Here is a 16602-nt window from a genome sequence, read left to right on the forward strand (position 1 = left end):
GATGCGTTCGTTGAAGCGGCGACTGCGAGCCCGATACGGCTGGCTGCCCCTCGAGGAACTGCGCAACAAGGTGGTGCTCGGACACACCGCGATCGGCCTGGGCCGGTTCGAGCGGTCCGAGATCCGGCGCCTGCTGGCGACCATGCCGGGCGGGGTCCGCCCGCGCGCCCGGGTGGCCACCGTGGTGCTCACCTACAAGCGCCCGGACGGCGTGCTGCGCGCCGTCGAGTCGGTGCTCGCCCAGACGGTCCGGGATCAGGTCGTGGTGGTCGTCGACGACGGCGGCGGCCAGCTGCCGGAGTTCCCGGCCGACCCGCGGCTGCACGTGGTCAGCCTGCGGCACAACATCAACGTGCTGGGTGTCAGCCGCAACGTGGGCATGGGCATCACCGACTCGGACTACGTCGCCTTCCTCGACGACGACAACACCTGGCACCCGCACCACCTCGAGACCACGCTGAAGCGGCTCGACGAGGGTGGCCCGGACGCCGTCTACACCGCCATGCGCCGGGTGCTGCCGGACGGCACCGAGCGCGACATCCTCTCCGTCGACTTCGACCGCAAGCTCGCCTGGGAACGCTGCTTCCTGGACACCAACCCGCTGGTCGTGCGGCGGCTGCCGGGCGTCCGGTTCAGCCGGCTGCGGCGGCACGGGAAGGTCGCGCCGAAGGAGGACTGGGAGTTCGTCTACCGGTTCAGCCGCCGGCACCGCGTCGAGCACATCCCGGAGCCGACGGTCAACTACGCCATCAATCCGGACAGCTACTGGACCGCCTGGGAGATGACATCATGACGGCCGGCAAGCGCAAATTCGTCATTCCCGCCATTCTGGCGGCGCTGCTGGCGGCCGCGGTCGCCGTCGTCGTGTGGCAGCGGGGCTCCGACTCCGGGCAGGCGGTCGGCACGAGCGCCACGGCGAACGGCACCGAGGCCGGCACCGTGCCGGCCACCAGCGGGCCGCGGTCGTCCCCGGCGCCCAGCGCCGGCGCACCGTCCGCCTCGGTGTCGCCCCCGGCCTCCGAGCCGACCGGCGTGCCGTCGGCCACCGCCAAGCCCAAGCCGCTGCCGGCCAACGCCACCGGCGGCGGGCGCTACCCGGCCCGGTTCGCGGTCGGCGCGCCCGGGGTGAAGCCCTACAAGCAGTCGGACGCCGCGCTGCCGGTGCCCAAGGGCTACAAGGTGGTGAAGGCGAGCAACAAGGAAAGCAAGGAGTGGGACCTCTACGACTGCAACGGCACGGTCAACCTGGACCGCAAGTACTTCAAGGCGTTCATCTACATCGGCACCGGCTGCCACGGCACGGTCAACATCACCAACTCGATCATCGCGCCGCCGGCGGGCTCGGCGAACCGCGCGATCCTGGTGAACACCGACGGCTCCGGCAGCCTGAAGCTCAACCTGACCAACGTCACCATCCGGCCGGAGCCGGTGGGCAAGGGTGAGAAGAGCGCGCCGCTCAACGACCACGCGATCAACGACTGCGCCACCTGCACCATCTCGCTGAACCGGGTGGACGTGGCGAACACCGGCGGCATGTGTCTGTGCGGCGCCCGGACCACGATCCGGAACAGCTGGCTGCACGACAACTACATCGCCAACCTCACCGACGTGGCCGCCGCGCACACCGGTGGCGTCTTCCCGTACGGCGGCACCGGCCCGGTGACCATCGAGAACAGCCGGCTGGAGCCGGGCATCGAGGCGCACAGCGGCAAGCCGGTCAAGGACTACTGGAAAGCGATCACCGCCGTCCTGTTCACGCAGAGCGTCGACGGTTCGGTGCTGCGCAACTATTCGGTGCGCAACAGCTTCATCTCGCTCGGCGCGTACGGGCTCTACGCCCAGAACGGCGCCGATCTGAAAATCACGGACAACGTCTTCGGCCCCACCCATTGGGATGCCGCGGGCGGATGCGACAAGAACTGTTCGGTCACGTTCGGGGAGTGGTCGAACAACGTGGTGGGGAGTATCGACGGGGTGCCCACCAAGAAACAGGTACCGAAGCCCAACTGAGTTCTGCCACGAAAAGAGCCGACATTGCGATCCAAAATAATTTCCGGCGCCATTTCGGCGCTGATCGTCGGGGCGGTGATCGCGCTGCCAGGCGCGGTCCTCGCGGCCGACGACCCCTGTGGCGTCAACTCCAATCCGATCGTGTGTGAGAACTCCAAGGAGGGCACGCCGCTCGAGGACTGGTACGGCGACGCCGCGTGGGGCGACATCTCCGGGTTCACCACCAAGGTGAGCGTGCAGCCCGGCGAGACCCTCAAGCTCAAGGTGACCTCGCCGACCACGTTCACGGTCACCTTCTTCCGGCTCGGCTACTACGGCGGTGACGGCGCGCGGAAGATGCCGACCTCGCCGACCACCACGTTCCCGGCCAAGGTGCAGGACGCCTGCCTCAAGGACCCGGCCAGCGGCCTGGTCGACTGCGGCAACTGGACCGCGAACGTCTCCTGGACGGTGCCGTCCGACGCGGTCTCCGGCGTCTACCTGGCGATGCTCGACCAGGGCGGCGGACAGGGCTTCATGCCGTACCCGTTCGTGGTGGCCAACGACAACAGCCACTCCGACATCCTGGTCCAGACCTCGGACCAGACCTGGCAGGCGTACAACTCGTGGGGCGGCCAGAACCTCTACGAGGGCGGCGGCCCGGCGCCGGACGGTCGCGCGTACAAGGTCAGCTACAACCGGCCGCTGCGCATCGCCGGTGACAACGCGATCCTGTCCAGCGAGTACCCGATGATCCAGTGGCTGGAGCGCAACGGGTACGACGCCAGCTACGCGTCCAACATCGACGTGTCCACCAAGCCGGCCCTGCTGCCCAAGCACAAGATCTACCTGTCCTCCGGGCACGACGAGTACTGGGACCAGGGCATCTGGGACAACGTCAAGGCGGCCCGTGAGTCCGGCGTCAACCTGGCGTTCTTCAGCGGCAACGAGGCGTTCTGGCGGACCCGGCTGGAGCCCTCCCTGGCCGCCGACGGCGGCGCGAACCGCACCCTGGTCAGCTACAAGATGACCAAGATGGCGCAGACCCCGCCGAACGGCATCGCCGACCCGAGCGGTCAGTGGACCGGCACCTGGCAGGACCCGGCCGGGGCGGGCAAGGGCGGCAACAAGCCGCAGAACGAGATCACCGGCACGCTGTTCACGGTCAACGGCTACCGGCACGACGCCATCACGGTGTCCTCGCAGTTCAAGAACCTGCGCCTGTGGCGGGACACCACGATCAAGAACCTGGGCTCCGGCGAGGTGGCGACCTTCCCGGTCGGCACCCTCGGTTACGAGTGGGACTCCGACGTGGAGAACGCCGCCCGGCCGCCGGGCGCCGTCCAGTTCTCCTCGACCACCCTGCAGATCACCGACGGCACGCTGCTGCTCGACGAGGGCAACAACTACGGCAACGGCGTCGCCACCCACAACATCATGATGTACCGCGACGAGTCGTCCGGCGCGCTGGTCTTCGGCTCCGGCACGGTGCAGTGGTCGTGGGGCCTGAGCACCCTGCACACCGGGCCGGCGAGCTCCGAGGACCCGCGCATGCAGCAGGCCACCGCCAACCTGCTGGCCGACATGGGCGCGCTGCCCAAGACGCTGCAGTCGAACCTGCACGCGGTCAGCAAGTCGACCGACACGGCCGGTCCGGTGGTCACTGTCACCGCGCCCGCGGCCGGTGCCACGGTGCCGGTGCTCGGCGCGGTCACGATCAACGGCACCGCGTCGGACACCGCCGGCCAGCTCGGCCGGGTGGAGGTCTCCACCGACGGCGGCACCACCTGGTACGCCGCGAACGGCCTGGCGAACTGGACCTACACCTGGACGCCGGTGACCCAGGGCGCCGCCACGATCAAGGTGCGGGCGATCGACGACAGCCTGAACTTCGGGGCGGTCAAGACGGTCAACGTGACGGTCGGGCCGCAGCAGTGCCCGTGCACCACGTACAAGACCAGTGATGTGCCGGCCTTCGCCGACTCGCGCGACGCGTCGCCGAACGAACTGGGCGCCAAGTTCCAGGTGTCGGTCCCGGCCACGGTGACCGGCGTGCGGTTCTACAAGGCCGCCACGAACACCGGCACCCACGTCGGCAAGCTCTACACCACCAGCGGCAAGCTGCTGGCGAGCGGCACCTTCAGCAACGAGACGGCCAGCGGCTGGCAGACCATGACGTTCAGCCAGCCGGTGACGATCGCGGCGAACACGCCGTACGTCGTCTCCTACTACACGCCGTCCGGGCACTACTCGTACAGCAGCGCCTACTTCACCGCCAAGGGCGCCGGCGACGGCGTGGTGAAGCAGCTGCAGTCCGGCGTCGCCGGGCCGAACGGCGTCTACAAGTACGGCACCGGCGGTGGCTTCCCGAACCAGACGTGGGGTGACACCAACTACTGGGTGGACGTGGTGGTGGACACCTCGACCGCGGTCACCACCCCGCCGGTGGTGACGGTCAAGTCGCCGGCCGCCGGGGACGCCGGGGTGGCCCGCAACGCCGCGGTCACCGCGACGTTCGACCACGACGTCGACCCGGAGAAGCTCGCCTTCACCCTGAAGACGGGCGGCACCACGGTCACCGCGAAGGTGTCCTACGACGACGCCACCCGCAAGGCGACCCTGCGGCCGGACGCCGCCCTCGCCGCGAACACCCAGTACACCGCGTCGGTGCAGGCCACCGACGTGTGGGGTAACGCGATGACGGCGCCGACCACCTGGAGCTTCACCACCGGCTCCGGCGTCACCTGCCCGTGCACGGTGTTCAGCCCGGCCTCCACGCCCGACGTGGAGAGCGCCGGCGAGGCCAACTCGCTGGAGCTGGGCATGCGGTTCACCTCGGACGTCGACGGCTACGTCACCGGCGTCAAGTTCTACAAGGGTGACCGCAACACCGGGACGCACACCGGCACGTTGTGGACCGCCACCGGCCAGGAGCTGGCCACCGGCACGTTCCAGAACGAGACGGCGAGCGGGTGGCAGACGCTGCAGTTCGCCACCCCGGTGGCGATCGACAAGGACACCGCGTACGTGGTGTCCTACCACACCAGCGTGGGCTTCTACTCGTACAGCGGCGGCTACTTCTCGCAGGCCCGGAGCTCGTACCCGCTGACCGGCGTGGCCGACTCCAGCACCGGGCGCAACGGGCTGTTCAAGGCGACCGCCAACCGCGAGTTCCCGACGTCCAGCTGGAACGCCACCAACTACTGGGTCGACGTCATCTTCAGCACGACCGCTTCGTGATGCCGGCGGGCCCGGCGCTTCCCGGCGCCGGGCCCGCCGCTCCTTTCTGCTTCACCACTGGGGAGAGAACAGAGTGAGCTCGGTCAGCGTCGTGATCCCGTGCTACAAGTACGGCGATTACCTGCGAGCCTGTGTCGACAGCGTGCTCGACAACCCGGGCCTGGACGTCCGGGTGCTGATCATCGATGACGCCTCGCCGGACGACTCGGCCGAGAAGGCGCACGCGATCGCGGCCGGCGACCCGCGCGTCGAGGTGCGGGTGCACCAGCAGAACAAGCGGCACATCGCCACCTACAACGAGGGCCTGCTCGAATGGGCCGACGGCGACTACGTCGCGCTGCTGTCCGCCGACGACATGCTCACCCCGGGCGCGCTGAACCGGGCGGTCGCCCTGCTCGACGCGAACCCGAACGTCGGCTTCGCCTACGGCCACCCGGTGCACTTCCAGCACCCCGGCCCGCCGCCGCCGGCCAACACCGGCACCGGCGAGACCGCGATCTACAACGGTCACTGGTGGCTGGAGCGCCGCTTCCGCGAGGGCACCGGCTGCATCACCTCCCCAGAGGTGGTGGTCCGCACCGACCTGCAGCGCAAGGTCGGCGGCTACGACCCGGACCTGCCGCACGCCGGCGACATCGAGATGTGGATGCGTTTGGCCGCGCACGCCGACGTCGGCTACGTCAAGGCCGACCAGGCCTACTACCGCCTGCACGGCAAGAACATGTCGGCCACCGACTTCGCCGGTCAGCTCGACGACCTGCGGCAGCGCAAGACCGCCTACGAGGCGGTGCTGACCAAGACCCGCGACCTGCTGCCCGAGGCGGACCGCTGGGACGCCATGGTGCACCGCCGGCTGGCCCGGTTCGCCCTGCGCCGCGCGGTCCGCGCCTACGACCGGGGCCGCACCGCCACCGTCCCGGAGGAGGAGCTGGTCGCCTTCGCCGCCGAGTGCTGGCCGGACTACAAGTCGCTCCCGGAGTACCGGGGCCTCCAGGTCCGCCGCCGCGTCGGCGCCAAGACCATGCCGTACCTGCAGCCCCTGGTCCTCTCCGCGGTCGCCGCGAAAGGTCGCGAGTGGCTCTGGTGGCGCTCCTGGGAACGCCGCGGCATCTGATCCGTTCCGGACGGCGCCTTCCGATCACCTTTCCGGTACGGCCGGGAGGCGCCGTGCCGGTCAGGAGCAGAACACGGTGGTGATCGCCGTGAAGAAGGCCGGACGGGCGTCCGGGATGGGCGGCTGGGCCGGGTCGTGCTTCTTGTCGATCCCCAGGTCGAAGACGTTGGCCGCCAGGACGAGCTGGTGGGACGTGTCGGCGCTGGTCATCGACATCCCGTTGAAGCCCGGGCCGCCGCCGTCGGTCTCCCAGACCGTCACGTCCCCGGTCTCGCAGGGGACGGTGAGCCGCTTCACGCCCAGCCCGTAGTCCTCGCCGGGCACGGTGGCCAGCAACTCGCGCTGCTGGGCCGGCGGCAGCAGCCGGCCGCCGAACAGCGCCCGGCCGAACCGGGCCAGATCTCTCGTCGTGGAGACCATCGCGCCGGCCGTCCACTCGCCGGAGGGGTTGAAGCCGGTGACGTCGCGGCCGCTCAGGTCGTACCCGCGCAGGTGCGGACGGGGGAGGGACGGGTCGTCGAGCGGGAAGGACGTCCCGGTGAGCCGGAGCGGCTGGATGATCCGCCGCTGGATCTCCCGGTCCGCCCGGTGGTGGGTGACCGCCTCCAGGACCATCCCGGCGAGCAGATAGTTGGTGTTGGAGTAGCTGTAGCCCTGTCCGGGCGGGAACACCGGCGGGTACGCGAGGGCGGCGTCGATCGCCTGTCGCGGGGTGTGACCGCCCCGGTCCGTACCGAAATCGGGGTCGGCAATGCCGCTGGTGTTGTTGAGCAGCTGCCGCACGGTGACCTTCCGGCCGTCGTTGCCGTTGCCCCGCACCACGCCGGGCAGCCACCGCTCCACGCTGTCGTCGAGGCTCAGCCGGCCCTCGGCGACGAGCTGCAGCAGCACCACCGACACGAACGACTTGGTGTTGCTGAAGATCCGCCAATGGTCGTCGGGCCGGGCCGGGCGTCCGGTGGCCAGGTCGGCGACACCGGCGGCGAGACGCCACTGCCGGTCGCCCTGCCGGGCGTAGGCGAGCACCGCGGGGTTGCCGGCCTGGACCGCATCCTGAAGCGCGGCCCGCAGCGCGGCCGGTGGGGCAGCCCGCAGGGCGGCGGCCGGCTGGCTCTCCGACGAGTCGAGCGGCCGGGTGGCCCCGTGCGCGGTTCCGCCGGCGGCCGTCACGGCGGCGAGCGCCGTGGCGATGCAGGCGGTCCGGAGCGCGGCCCTGGTCATGGTGGACATCTGGCGGTCCCTTCGTCGGTGATCGTGCGACGAGACCGACTCTTCCGGCCCGGCGGCGCCGGATCGACCAGGCAGACCCCCGTCTCCGACCCCGGGGACAACCCGGTCGGACAACGGGGGCCGACCGGGTGCCCCCGGATGCCGGCCGTCGTCCATCCTGGATGCCGACAGGCGAGCGGACCCACGACGACGGAGGAGCCGGGATGGCGACGACGCACCCCGCAGCGGCCCGGCTGCTCTATGCCGTGGTGGGACTTCCGCTGGCCCTGATCGGTCTGGTCCACGTCCTGGTCACCGTGGTCGGCGGCGCCGCGCTGTCGCTGACCGTGATCGGCCTGCCGCTGCTCAGCGCCGGTCTGCGAGGTGCCCGCCGGCTCGGCGGCCTGCACCGCGAACTCGCCCGGCGACTCCTCGGGGTGCCGGCCGGGGAGCTGCCCCCGCCGCGTCGCGCCGCGGGTGCCGTCGACTGGATCCGGGTCGGGCTGACCGATCCGGCCGGCTGGCGCTCCGCACTGTTCCTCGTGGCGAAAGTGCCGCTCGGCTACCTCGCCATGGCGGTGGTCGTCGTCCTCTATGGCTATGGTCTCGGGGCGCTCACCTATCCGGCCTGGTGGCGCCTGGTCCCGCCGCAGACCGACAACGCGGGGGTGCCCCAGGCCGGTCTGTCGCTGCCCGGCGACCTCCCCTTGGACACCTGGCCGAAGGCTCTGCTGACCGCCCTGGCCGGCGTCCTGCTGCTGCTGGCCGCGCCGCGGGTCCTGCGGGCCGTGCTGGTGCTGGATCGGCTGGCCGTCGCCGGCCTGCTCGGCCGGGGCCGGCTGCGCGACCGGGTCCGCGAGCTGGAGGAGAGCCGGGCGTTCGCGGTGCAGGACTCCGCCGCCGCGCTGCGCCGCATCGAGCGGGACCTGCACGACGGTGCCCAGGCCCGGCTGGTGGCGCTGGCGATGAACCTCGGCGCGGCCAAGGAGCAGCTGGCGCACCCCGACGCCGATCCGCAGGCCCGCGAGCTGGTCGGCAGCGCGCACCGGGACGCCAAGGCCGCCCTGGTGGAGTTGCGTGACCTGGTCCGCGGCATCCACCCGCCGATCCTGGACAGCGGCCTGCCCGACGCGCTGCGCACCCTGGCCGCCGGCAGCCCGGTCCCGGTCGAGCTGGCCGTCACCCTCACCGCGCGGCCGGACCCGGCGGTCGAGACGATCGCCTACTTCTGTGCCGCCGAGCTGCTCACCAACGTCGCCAAGCACAGCGGCGCGGCACGGGCCGAGATCGTCGTCGAGGAGGCCGGCGGCCGGCTGTGGCTGCGGGTCACCGACCACGGCCGGGGCGGGGCCCGGCCGCGCGGCGGGCTGGCCGGGCTGGCCGACCGGGCCCGCACCGTCGACGGCCACCTGGCGATCGACAGCCCGCCCGGTGGCCCTACGGTGGTGACCGTGGAGTTGCCGTGCGGATCGTGATCGCCGGTCCTGGTGGGCCTGTCCCGGGGAGCGTGGAGTTGCCGTGCGGATCGTGATCGCCGAGGACGCCGCGGTGCTGCGCGACGGCCTGACCCACATCCTGACCAGCCGGGGCCACCAGGTCCCGGCCGCGGTGGGGAACGCCGCCGACCTGCTGACCGCGGTCGCCGAGCACCGGCCGGACGTGGCGATCGCGGACATCCGGATGCCGCCGACGCACACCGACGAGGGGCTGCGCGCGGCCATCACCATCCGCCGGGAGCACCCGGGGACCGGGGTGCTGGTCTTCTCCCAGTACATCGAGACCCGCTATGCCGCCGACCTGCTGGCCGGCGGCGCGCAGAAGGTCGGGTACCTGCTGAAGGACCGGGTCGCCGACGTCAGCGACTTCATCGACGCGCTGACCCGGGTGGCCGGCGGCGCCACCGTGCTCGACCCGGACGTGGTCACCCAGATGTTCGCCGGCAGCCGGCAGTCCGCCGACCTGGCCGTGCTGACTCCCCGGGAGCGGGAGGTGCTGGCGCTGATGGCCGAGGGCCGCTCGAACACCGCGATCGCCGAGGACCTGGTGCTCGCCTACGGCTCGGTGGAGAAGCACATCACCAGCATCTTCACCAAGCTCGGCCTGCCCGCCTCGGCCAACGACCACCGCCGCGTCCTGGCGGTCCTGCAATACCTCCGCGCCTAGCGACCGCTCGGGGCGGACGTGACAGCCCTGGTCCGGGCCGCGGCGGGAACCGCGGCCCGGGAAACGGTCAGCGGCGCAGCGGGACGACCGTCGTTGTGACGATCTTCGTTTTGACCACGTGTTCGGCGGGGACCGAGGCGGTCAGGACCGCGCCCGAGGCGACCGCCACGTCGTCGCCGATGACCACGTCGGGCTCGATGACGATGCCGGTGCCGAAGCGGGTGCGGTTGCCGATGGTGACCTTGCCCGAGGTGTAGACCGACGGGCCGGTGGCGTTGTCGTCGCCGATCACGCTGTGGTGGTCGAACGAGTTGTAGGCGGAGAAGAAGTTGTTGTCGCCCACCTTCACCCCGGTCGCCACATGGCAGAACGCGCAGATGATGTTGCCCTGCCCGAGCTGGGTGTCGGTGGCGATCTTCGCGGTCGGGTCGATCGCGTTGGCGAGCGGGATGCCGGCCTGCTCACAGACGCCGCGGAACTTGGCGCGGACCGCCGGCGACTTGCCGATCGCGATGATCGCCGCGTCGAAGACCCCGGCCGCGAACAGCTCGGTGAGCCGGCCGCTGCCGCCGACGACCGGCACCCCGTGCACCTCGGCGCCCCACCGCGACGTGTCGTCGTCGACGATCGCGACCGCCTGCTGGGTGGTGCTGCCGGCCAGGATGTCCAGCACCTGGGTGGCGCCGAGCGCCGCCCCGATGATCAGGATCCGCTGCCGGCCGGGCGCGCCGGCCAGCGGGGCGGGCAGGTCGGCGGGCGCCGGGGCAGCCACCGAGACCGAGGCCGCCGCCTCCACGTCCTTCACCGTGATCAGCCGGTCCAGGCCGAGCGACGCCAGGTCGACGCCCAGCTCGGCGGCGCGCTGCACGGCCTTCACCGTGGCGCGCGGGCCCTCCGCCGGCCGCTCGGCCGCCTCCCGGAGGGAGGAGGCCAGATAGGCGTCGCGCGCCGCGAGGTCGTCGAACAGCATCGCGATCGGCTGCTTGAGCGGCACCTCAGCGCCCTTGCCGGCCTGGTGCAGCAGCACCCCGGCGACCGGCGCGACCACCTCGAGGACCGCCTTGCTCGTCTCCACCTCGGCGAGCAGCTCATCCTTCTCCACCTGGGCGCCGTCGTCGGCGAACCACATCACCAGGATGCCGTGCTCGCTGTTGACGTCGTTGGTGGGAACCAGGACCGGATTCAACGCGACTCTCCTCTAACGGGCGGCGGCGCGCACGGCCGCCTCGATCCGGGCGCTGCCGACCAGCACGTCGGCTTCCTTGGGCTTCGACGACGGGATGATGGTGGGCTCGCTGGCCACCACGTCGACCGGCTGCCGGAGTTTGCCGAAGAGCCGCCGGGAGATCACCGACGCCGCCTCGGAGCCCCAGGACCAGCCGTCGGCGCCCTCCTCGACGGTGACCAGCCGGCCGGTGACCGCCACCGACCGCTCGACCGGCGCCCAGTCCATCGGCGCGATCTGGGCCGGCACCACCAGCTCGGCGAAGATCTCCTCCTCGATGGCGAGCCGCTCGATCACCTGGGCGGCCAGCATCGCCTGGTAGCCGTAGGCCAGCACGGTGACCGTGCAGTCCTCGGCCGGCACCGCGGAGAGCCGGACCGTCGGCAGCATGCCCGGCGCGTTGTCGCTGGTCGCGATCAGGTCGCCGACCCGGCCGCCGACCGGCGGCGTCAGGTGCTGCGGGTAGAGCAGCTTGTGCTCCACGTAGAGCACCGGCTCGTCCCGGCCGAGGAAGTCGGCGAAGACCACCCGCGGGTCGTGGTAGAGCGAGGCGGCGACCACCCGCAGGTGCGGGACGCCGAGGAAGTGTTTCTCCAGGCTCTGGCTGTGGGTGGGCCCGTAGCCGCGGTGCCCGCCGGTGGCCGCGCGGATGATCACCGGGCAGGTGGCCTGCTCGGCGTACATCTTCTGGTATTTGGCGATGTGGTTGACGACCTGGTCGAACATCAGCGTCAGGAAGTCGCCGAACATCACCTCGGCGATCGGCCGGTAACCGGCCAGCGCCAGGCCGGCCGAGATGCCGGCGATCGCGCCCTCGCTGATCGGGGTGGTCCGCACCCGCTGCGGGAAGGCCGTGGAGAGGCCGCGGGTGACCTTGAAGGCGCCACCGTACGGATCGGCGATGTCCTCCCCGAGCAACACCACCCGCTCGTCGTCGCCGAGCGCCCCGCGCAGCGTGTCACCCAGCTCCTTCGCGAAGATCACGCGCTTGCCCTCGCCGTCGCCACGACCTCGCTCAGCGCGGTCTCCACCTCGTCCTCGATCCGTTTCCGGTCGCTCTCGTCCAGCCGGCGCCCGTGCACCAGCAGCGGCTCGACCAGCCAGCGCTCGGCGATCTCCTGCTCCGGCCGCTCGTCGTCGCTCTTGGAGTGGTGGCACAGCCGGTACGTGTGGATCAGCAGCACCCGTGGCCCGGCCCCGGACCGCACCGCCGCCACCTCCTCGCCGGCGATCCCGCTCAGCTCCTCCACGTCGGTGCTGTCCACCTCGCGCACCGGCACGCCGAACGCGGCGAACCGGGACGCCATGTCGCCGGCCAGGTTGGCCGCGATCGGGGTGCTCTGCGCCCACCGGTTGTCCTCGCAGACCACCAGCAGCGGCAGCTTCCACAGCGCGGCCATGTTCAGCGTCTCGTAGACCACGCCCTCGCCGAGCGTGCCGTCCCCGATGAACACCACGCTGACCGCGTCGTTACCGGAGAGTTGATTCGCGAGGGCGATCCCGGCCGCGTTCGGCACGATGCCGCCCTGCACGCCGTTGGACTTGAAGCCGGGCGCGCAGATGTGCTGGCTGCCGCCGAGCCCGCGGCAGACGCCGGCCTCCTTGCCCATGATCTCGGCCATCAGGCCCAGGGCGTCGCCGGAGTGCGCCAGGTAGTGGCCGTGACACCGGTGGTTGCTGAAGATGTGGTCACCCTCGACGAGGTGCTCGGTGACCGCGACCGCGTCGGCCTCCTGGCCGATGCAGGCGTGCGTGGTCCCGTTGAGCGCACCCTCCTCGAACAGCTGCAACAGCGTCTCTTCGAATCGCCGGATGAACCGCATGCGCCGGTACCGCCGGTGGGCGAGCGGCTCGCCGGGGATCCCGGTGAGCCGCTCGTCGGTCCCGTCCTGCGCCGGCGCGAGCGCCGTCGACATCAAAATGTGCCTCCCCCTGGCCGCCCCGCGGGGCGGGTGATCCCATCGCGCCGACGATACCGACGGGAGGTGGTCCGATGGAGACACCTTCAGCCATCGTCGATGCGCCGGGGATCGTCTAATTTGAGCCGAACGGTCGGCGCTCCCCACCCAACGGATGGGACCGGCCCGCGTACGGCGGTGACTACAGTAGTCGAGTCGATCACGACGTACCGTGACGTAATCGGGGTTGCCGGAAAGCCGTCACAGTGCTGCCGGGACCACCCCCGCGGCGGTACCGTCCGACCACTCGAAACGGACCCCGGGAGTGCATTCACCATGATTCCGCTCGTCGATCTGCAAGCTGCCCACGCCGAGGTCGCCGAGGAGGTGGACGCCGGATTCAAGCGGGTGCTCGCCACCACCGGGTTCATCGGCGGCGGCGAGGTGGCGGCGTTCGAGCGTGAGTTCGCCGACTTCTCCGGCGCGGCCCACTGCGTCGGTGTGGCCAACGGCACCGACGCGGTCGAGCTGGCCCTGCGCGCGGCCGGTGTCGGCCCGGGTGACGAGGTCGTCGTGCCGGCCAACACGTTCGTCGGCACCGCGGAGCCGGTCGCCCGGATCGGCGCCCGCGTGGTGATGGCCGACATGGACCCGGAGACCTACCTGGTCGACGTCGACAAGATGCTCGCCGCGGTCGGCCCGAGGACCAAGGCGGTCGTCCCGGTGCACCTCTACGGCCAGCTGGCCGACGCGCCGCGGCTGCGCGCCGAGCTGGCCGGCAGCGGCGTCGCGGTGGTCGAGGACGCCGCCCAGTCCCAGGGGGCGCTGCGGCACGGTCGCGGCGCCGGCGCCGACGGCATCGCCGCCACCAGCTTCTACCCGGGCAAGAACCTGGGCGCCTACGGTGACGCCGGGGCGGTGCTCACCCCCGATCACGATCAAGCGACTTTCGTACGCACGCTGGGCAGTCACGGCGGCCTGCAGAAGTACATTCACGAGGTGGTCGGCGTGAACAGCCGCCTCGACGCGCTCCAGGCCGTCGTGCTGCGGGCGAAGCTGGCCCGGCTGGGCGCGTGGAACAAGCTGCGCCGGGCCGCCGCCGACCGCTACCACGAGCTGCTCGCCGACCTGGACGTGGTCCGCCCGGCCACCCTGGACGGCAACGAGCACGTCTGGCACCTCTACGTGGTCCGGATCCCGGGTGGCCCGCAGCGGCGTGACGCCGTGCTGGCCAGGCTGCACGAGTCCGGTGTGGGCGCGGGCATCCACTACCCGTACCCTCTGCACCTGACCCCGGCCTTCGCCGACCCGAAGTACCCGGCCGGCAGCTTCCCGCACGCCGAGAAGGCGGCCGGCGAGATCCTCTCGCTGCCGCTCTACCCGCAGATCACCGTGGACCAGCAGGAGAAGACCGTGGCCGCCCTCGCGACCGCGCTGGAGGGTTAGGTAACACCGTGTACCTCTCTATTCGGGACCGGCCCGCCGGCGAGAAGGCGGCCGGTTCCCGTGTAGCGACCACCGTGGTGCTGCTCGGAGTGGTCAGCCTGCTCACCGACATCTCGTCGGAGATGGTGGCCGCCGTCCTGCCGCTCTACATGACCGCCGAGCTGGGCCTGAGCCTGCTCGCCTACGGTGTGGTCGACGGTCTGTACCAGGGGGTCAGCGCCCTGGTCCGGATCTTCGGCGGCTACCTGAACGACCGGACCAACCGGCCGAAGTGGGTGGCCGTCTTCGGCTACGGGATCTCCGCGCTGAGCCGGATCGCGCTGGTCCCGGCGCACAGCTTCGCCGCGATCACCGCGGTGATCACCGCCGACCGGCTCGGCAAGGGCTTCCGGACCGCGCCGCGCGACGCGCTGATCGCCGACGCCTCCGAGCCGTCCATGCTGGGCCGGGCGTTCGGCGTGCACCGGACCCTGGACACGATCGGCGCGGCGCTCGGCCCGCTGGTCGCCTTCGGGCTGCTGCTGCTCGTGCCGGCCGGCTACAGCGCGGTGTTCGTCGCGTCGTTCGCGTTCGCCCTGCTCGGCGTCGCGATGCTGGTGCTGTTCGTACCCGACCTGCGCACCTCCGGTAAGGGCCTGCCGGTGCGCCGGATGGTCGCCGAGCTGGCCAGCCCGCGGCTGCGCAAGCCGCTGCTGGCCGCCGGCCTGCTCGGCCTGTGCACCGTCAGCGACGGGTTCCTCTACCTGTCCCTGCAGGACAGCGGCGACTTCGCGGCCCGCTGGTTCCCGCTGATGTACGTCGGCACCAACCTCGTCTACCTGTCCCTGGCGATCCCGTTCGGCCGGCTCGCCGACCGGGTCGGCCGGGCGCGGGTGTTCCTCGGCGGGCACGTCGCGCTGCTGCTGACCTACCTGGTGGCCGGCGGCTCGGACGGCGGGCTGATCGCCACCCTGGTCGCGCTCGGCCTGCTCGGCGCCTACTACGCGGCCACCGACGGGGTGCTGCCCGCGCTGATCAGCCGCCGGGTGTCGGCCGACGCCCGGGGCAGCGGGATCGCCGCCGCGCAGACCGTGGTGGTGCTGGCCCGCTTCGCGGTGTCGCTGGCCTTCGCCGGACTGTGGGAGGCACTGGGCCCGTCCCCGGCGCTCCTGTTCGCCGCTGGTTTCCTCATGGCCGGGATCGGAGCGGCCTCCTGGCTGCTGAAAGGCATCGACAGGTGAGTCTGCGAACCAAACTGGCGGCGTTCGCCGCCGTCCTCGTGCTGGCGGTGGCCGGCACGGTGCTCTACATCGTCGACGTGCGCGAGACGCGGGCCGAGCAGGTGGCCTCGGCGCCGCCGGTGCCGGTGGCCGACCTGGCCACGGTGACCGCGGCGCCGCACATCGTCTTCCGCAGCACCGCGATCGGCGACGAGTACGGCAAGGTGGCGATGGTGTCGCTGCGCGATCCGGCCGGCCCCCGGGCGTTCACCCGGGTGGCCTGCGACCGGGTCTACGCGCACCGCGACGCGGCGGTCTGCCTCTACTCCAAGCCGAGCTTCGTGACCACCTACCAGGCCGAGGTGCTCGACGCGAACTGGGCGATCCGCCGGGAGCTGCCGCTGGCCGGGGTGCCCAGCCGGACCCGGCTCTCCCCGGACGGGGCGTGGGCGGCGACCACCACCTTCGTCTCCGGGCACGCCTACTCGTCGCCCGGTGACTTCTCCACCGAGACGCGGATCAGTTCGCTGCGCGGCGGCCCCAGCCTGAACCTGGAGACCGACTTCCGGCTGATCGTCGACGGCCGGCGGAACACCGCCAAGGATCGCAACCTGTGGGGTGTCACGTTCGCCCGCGACGGCGACACGTTCTACGCCACCGCCGCGTCCGGGACGAAGACCTGGCTGGTCAAGGGCAGCCTGACCGGCCGCGAGCTGGTCGCGCTGCGGGAGGACGCCGAGTGCCCGTCGCTGTCGCCGGACGGCGCCCGGCTGGCTTTCAAGACCCGCAACGGCAAGCCCGAGGGGCAGTGGGCGATCGCCGTCTACGACCTGGCCGCCGGCAAGACCACGCTGCTCACCGAGCAGCACAGCGTCGACGACCAGATCGAGTGGCTCGACGACGCGCAGGTGCTTTACGGGTTGCCGCGCTCCGGCACCGGCCCGTCGGCCAGCGACGTGTGGGCGGCCTCGGCGGACGGCACCGGCACCCCGCGACTGTTCATCCCGGACGCCTGGTCCCCGGCGGTGGTCCGCTGACATCAGGGTCCGTCCTGCCGATCACGCGGGGCTGCGGCGTGGCCCAGGTGGCGCCTGCCGGCGGGTGCGGCAAGGCCACATA

Annotated in this window: 13 protein-coding genes; 9 read left to right on the forward strand and 4 right to left on the reverse strand. The window is 71.5% G+C overall.

Features of this window, described 5'->3' with window-relative positions; all coding sequences use genetic code 11:
• Position 1 precedes the first annotated feature (1 nt).
• The 4 genes from BJY16_RS24675 to BJY16_RS24690 all read left to right on the forward strand — a co-directional run bounded on the left by BJY16_RS24675 (position 2) and on the right by BJY16_RS24690 (position 6343).
• Entirely contained in the window at positions 2–793 is a 792-nt protein-coding gene (locus BJY16_RS24675) for a glycosyltransferase (protein ID WP_185041950.1), read from the forward strand.
• Entirely contained in the window at positions 790–2010 is a 1221-nt protein-coding gene (locus BJY16_RS24680) for a hypothetical protein (protein ID WP_185041951.1), read from the forward strand. Before BJY16_RS24675 ends, BJY16_RS24680 begins: the two co-directional genes overlap by 4 nt.
• Positions 2011–2085: 75 nt before the next feature.
• Positions 2086–5229 carry a DUF4082 domain-containing protein gene (locus tag BJY16_RS24685; protein WP_239176999.1) on the forward strand — a complete coding sequence of 1048 codons (3144 nt, stop codon included), beginning with the start codon at positions 2086–2088 and terminating at the stop codon, positions 5227–5229.
• A 73-nt stretch (positions 5230–5302) separates the two neighbouring features.
• On the forward strand, positions 5303–6343 hold the full coding sequence (locus BJY16_RS24690; RefSeq protein ID WP_239177001.1) for a glycosyltransferase family 2 protein: 1041 nt from the start codon (positions 5303–5305) through the stop codon (positions 6341–6343).
• Positions 6344–6403: 60 nt separating this feature from the next.
• Here BJY16_RS24690 and BJY16_RS24695 read toward each other — a convergent pair whose 3' ends face one another.
• Positions 6404–7573 (reverse strand): serine hydrolase domain-containing protein, encoded by a 1170-nt coding sequence (locus BJY16_RS24695; protein WP_239177002.1) that lies wholly within the window; start codon positions 7571–7573, stop codon positions 6404–6406.
• Between the two features lie 203 nt (positions 7574–7776).
• Between BJY16_RS24695 and BJY16_RS24700 the strand changes: the two genes are divergently transcribed.
• Together BJY16_RS24700 and BJY16_RS24705 are read left to right on the forward strand one after the other, a co-directional pair.
• Entirely contained in the window at positions 7777–9027 is a 1251-nt protein-coding gene (locus BJY16_RS24700) for a sensor histidine kinase (RefSeq protein WP_185041952.1), read from the forward strand.
• Positions 9028–9070: 43 nt separating this feature from the next.
• Entirely contained in the window at positions 9071–9715 is a 645-nt protein-coding gene (locus tag BJY16_RS24705; protein ID WP_185041953.1) for a response regulator, read from the forward strand.
• Between the two features lie 67 nt (positions 9716–9782).
• Here BJY16_RS24705 and BJY16_RS24710 read toward each other — a convergent pair whose 3' ends face one another.
• The 3 genes from BJY16_RS24710 to BJY16_RS24720 are packed head-to-tail and all read right to left on the reverse strand — an operon-like array spanning position 9783 to position 12856.
• Entirely contained in the window at positions 9783–10901 is a 1119-nt protein-coding gene (locus BJY16_RS24710; RefSeq protein WP_185041954.1) for a biotin/lipoyl-containing protein, read from the reverse strand.
• A gap of 12 nt (positions 10902–10913) precedes the next feature.
• Entirely contained in the window at positions 10914–11924 is a 1011-nt protein-coding gene (locus tag BJY16_RS24715) for an alpha-ketoacid dehydrogenase subunit beta (RefSeq protein ID WP_185041955.1), read from the reverse strand.
• Positions 11921–12856: a thiamine pyrophosphate-dependent dehydrogenase E1 component subunit alpha gene (locus BJY16_RS24720; RefSeq protein WP_185041956.1), complete on the reverse strand. Its 936-nt coding sequence runs from the start codon at positions 12854–12856 to the stop codon at positions 11921–11923. The genes BJY16_RS24715 and BJY16_RS24720 overlap by 4 nt, the downstream gene beginning before the upstream one ends.
• Before the next feature lie 318 nt (positions 12857–13174).
• Between BJY16_RS24720 and BJY16_RS24725 the strand changes: the two genes are divergently transcribed.
• From BJY16_RS24725 to BJY16_RS24735, 3 genes are read left to right on the forward strand one after another with little or no spacing between them, the layout of a single operon-like run.
• Entirely contained in the window at positions 13175–14284 is a 1110-nt protein-coding gene (locus BJY16_RS24725; RefSeq protein ID WP_185041957.1) for a DegT/DnrJ/EryC1/StrS family aminotransferase, read from the forward strand.
• Positions 14285–14292: 8 nt separating this feature from the next.
• Positions 14293–15504, forward strand: a complete 1212-nt coding sequence (locus BJY16_RS24730) for an MFS transporter (protein WP_185041958.1) — start codon at positions 14293–14295, stop codon at positions 15502–15504.
• Positions 15501–16520: a TolB-like translocation protein gene (locus BJY16_RS24735; protein ID WP_185041959.1), complete on the forward strand. Its 1020-nt coding sequence runs from the start codon at positions 15501–15503 to the stop codon at positions 16518–16520. The genes BJY16_RS24730 and BJY16_RS24735 overlap by 4 nt, the downstream gene beginning before the upstream one ends.
• The last annotated feature ends 82 nt before the right edge of the window (positions 16521–16602 follow it).

It is taken from the genome of Actinoplanes octamycinicus (assembly GCF_014205225.1).
Taxonomy (GTDB): Bacteria; Actinomycetota; Actinomycetes; order Mycobacteriales; family Micromonosporaceae; genus Actinoplanes; species Actinoplanes octamycinicus.

Bases quoted from the DNA above. Each gene is read 5' to 3' on its own strand.
- BJY16_RS24675 (WP_185041950.1), top strand. From the start codon at position 2: ATGCGTTCGTTGAAGCGGCGACTGCGAGCCCGATACGGCTGGCTGCCC.
- BJY16_RS24680 (WP_185041951.1), top strand. From the start codon at position 790: ATGACGGCCGGCAAGCGCAAATTCGTCATTCCCGCCATTCTGGCGGCG.
- BJY16_RS24695 (WP_239177002.1), bottom strand. From the start codon at position 7,573: ATGTCCACCATGACCAGGGCCGCGCTCCGGACCGCCTGCATCGCCACG.
- BJY16_RS24700 (WP_185041952.1), top strand. From the start codon at position 7,777: ATGGCGACGACGCACCCCGCAGCGGCCCGGCTGCTCTATGCCGTGGTG.
- BJY16_RS24720 (WP_185041956.1), bottom strand. From the start codon at position 12,856: ATGTCGACGGCGCTCGCGCCGGCGCAGGACGGGACCGACGAGCGGCTC.
- BJY16_RS24725 (WP_185041957.1), top strand. From the start codon at position 13,175: ATGATTCCGCTCGTCGATCTGCAAGCTGCCCACGCCGAGGTCGCCGAG.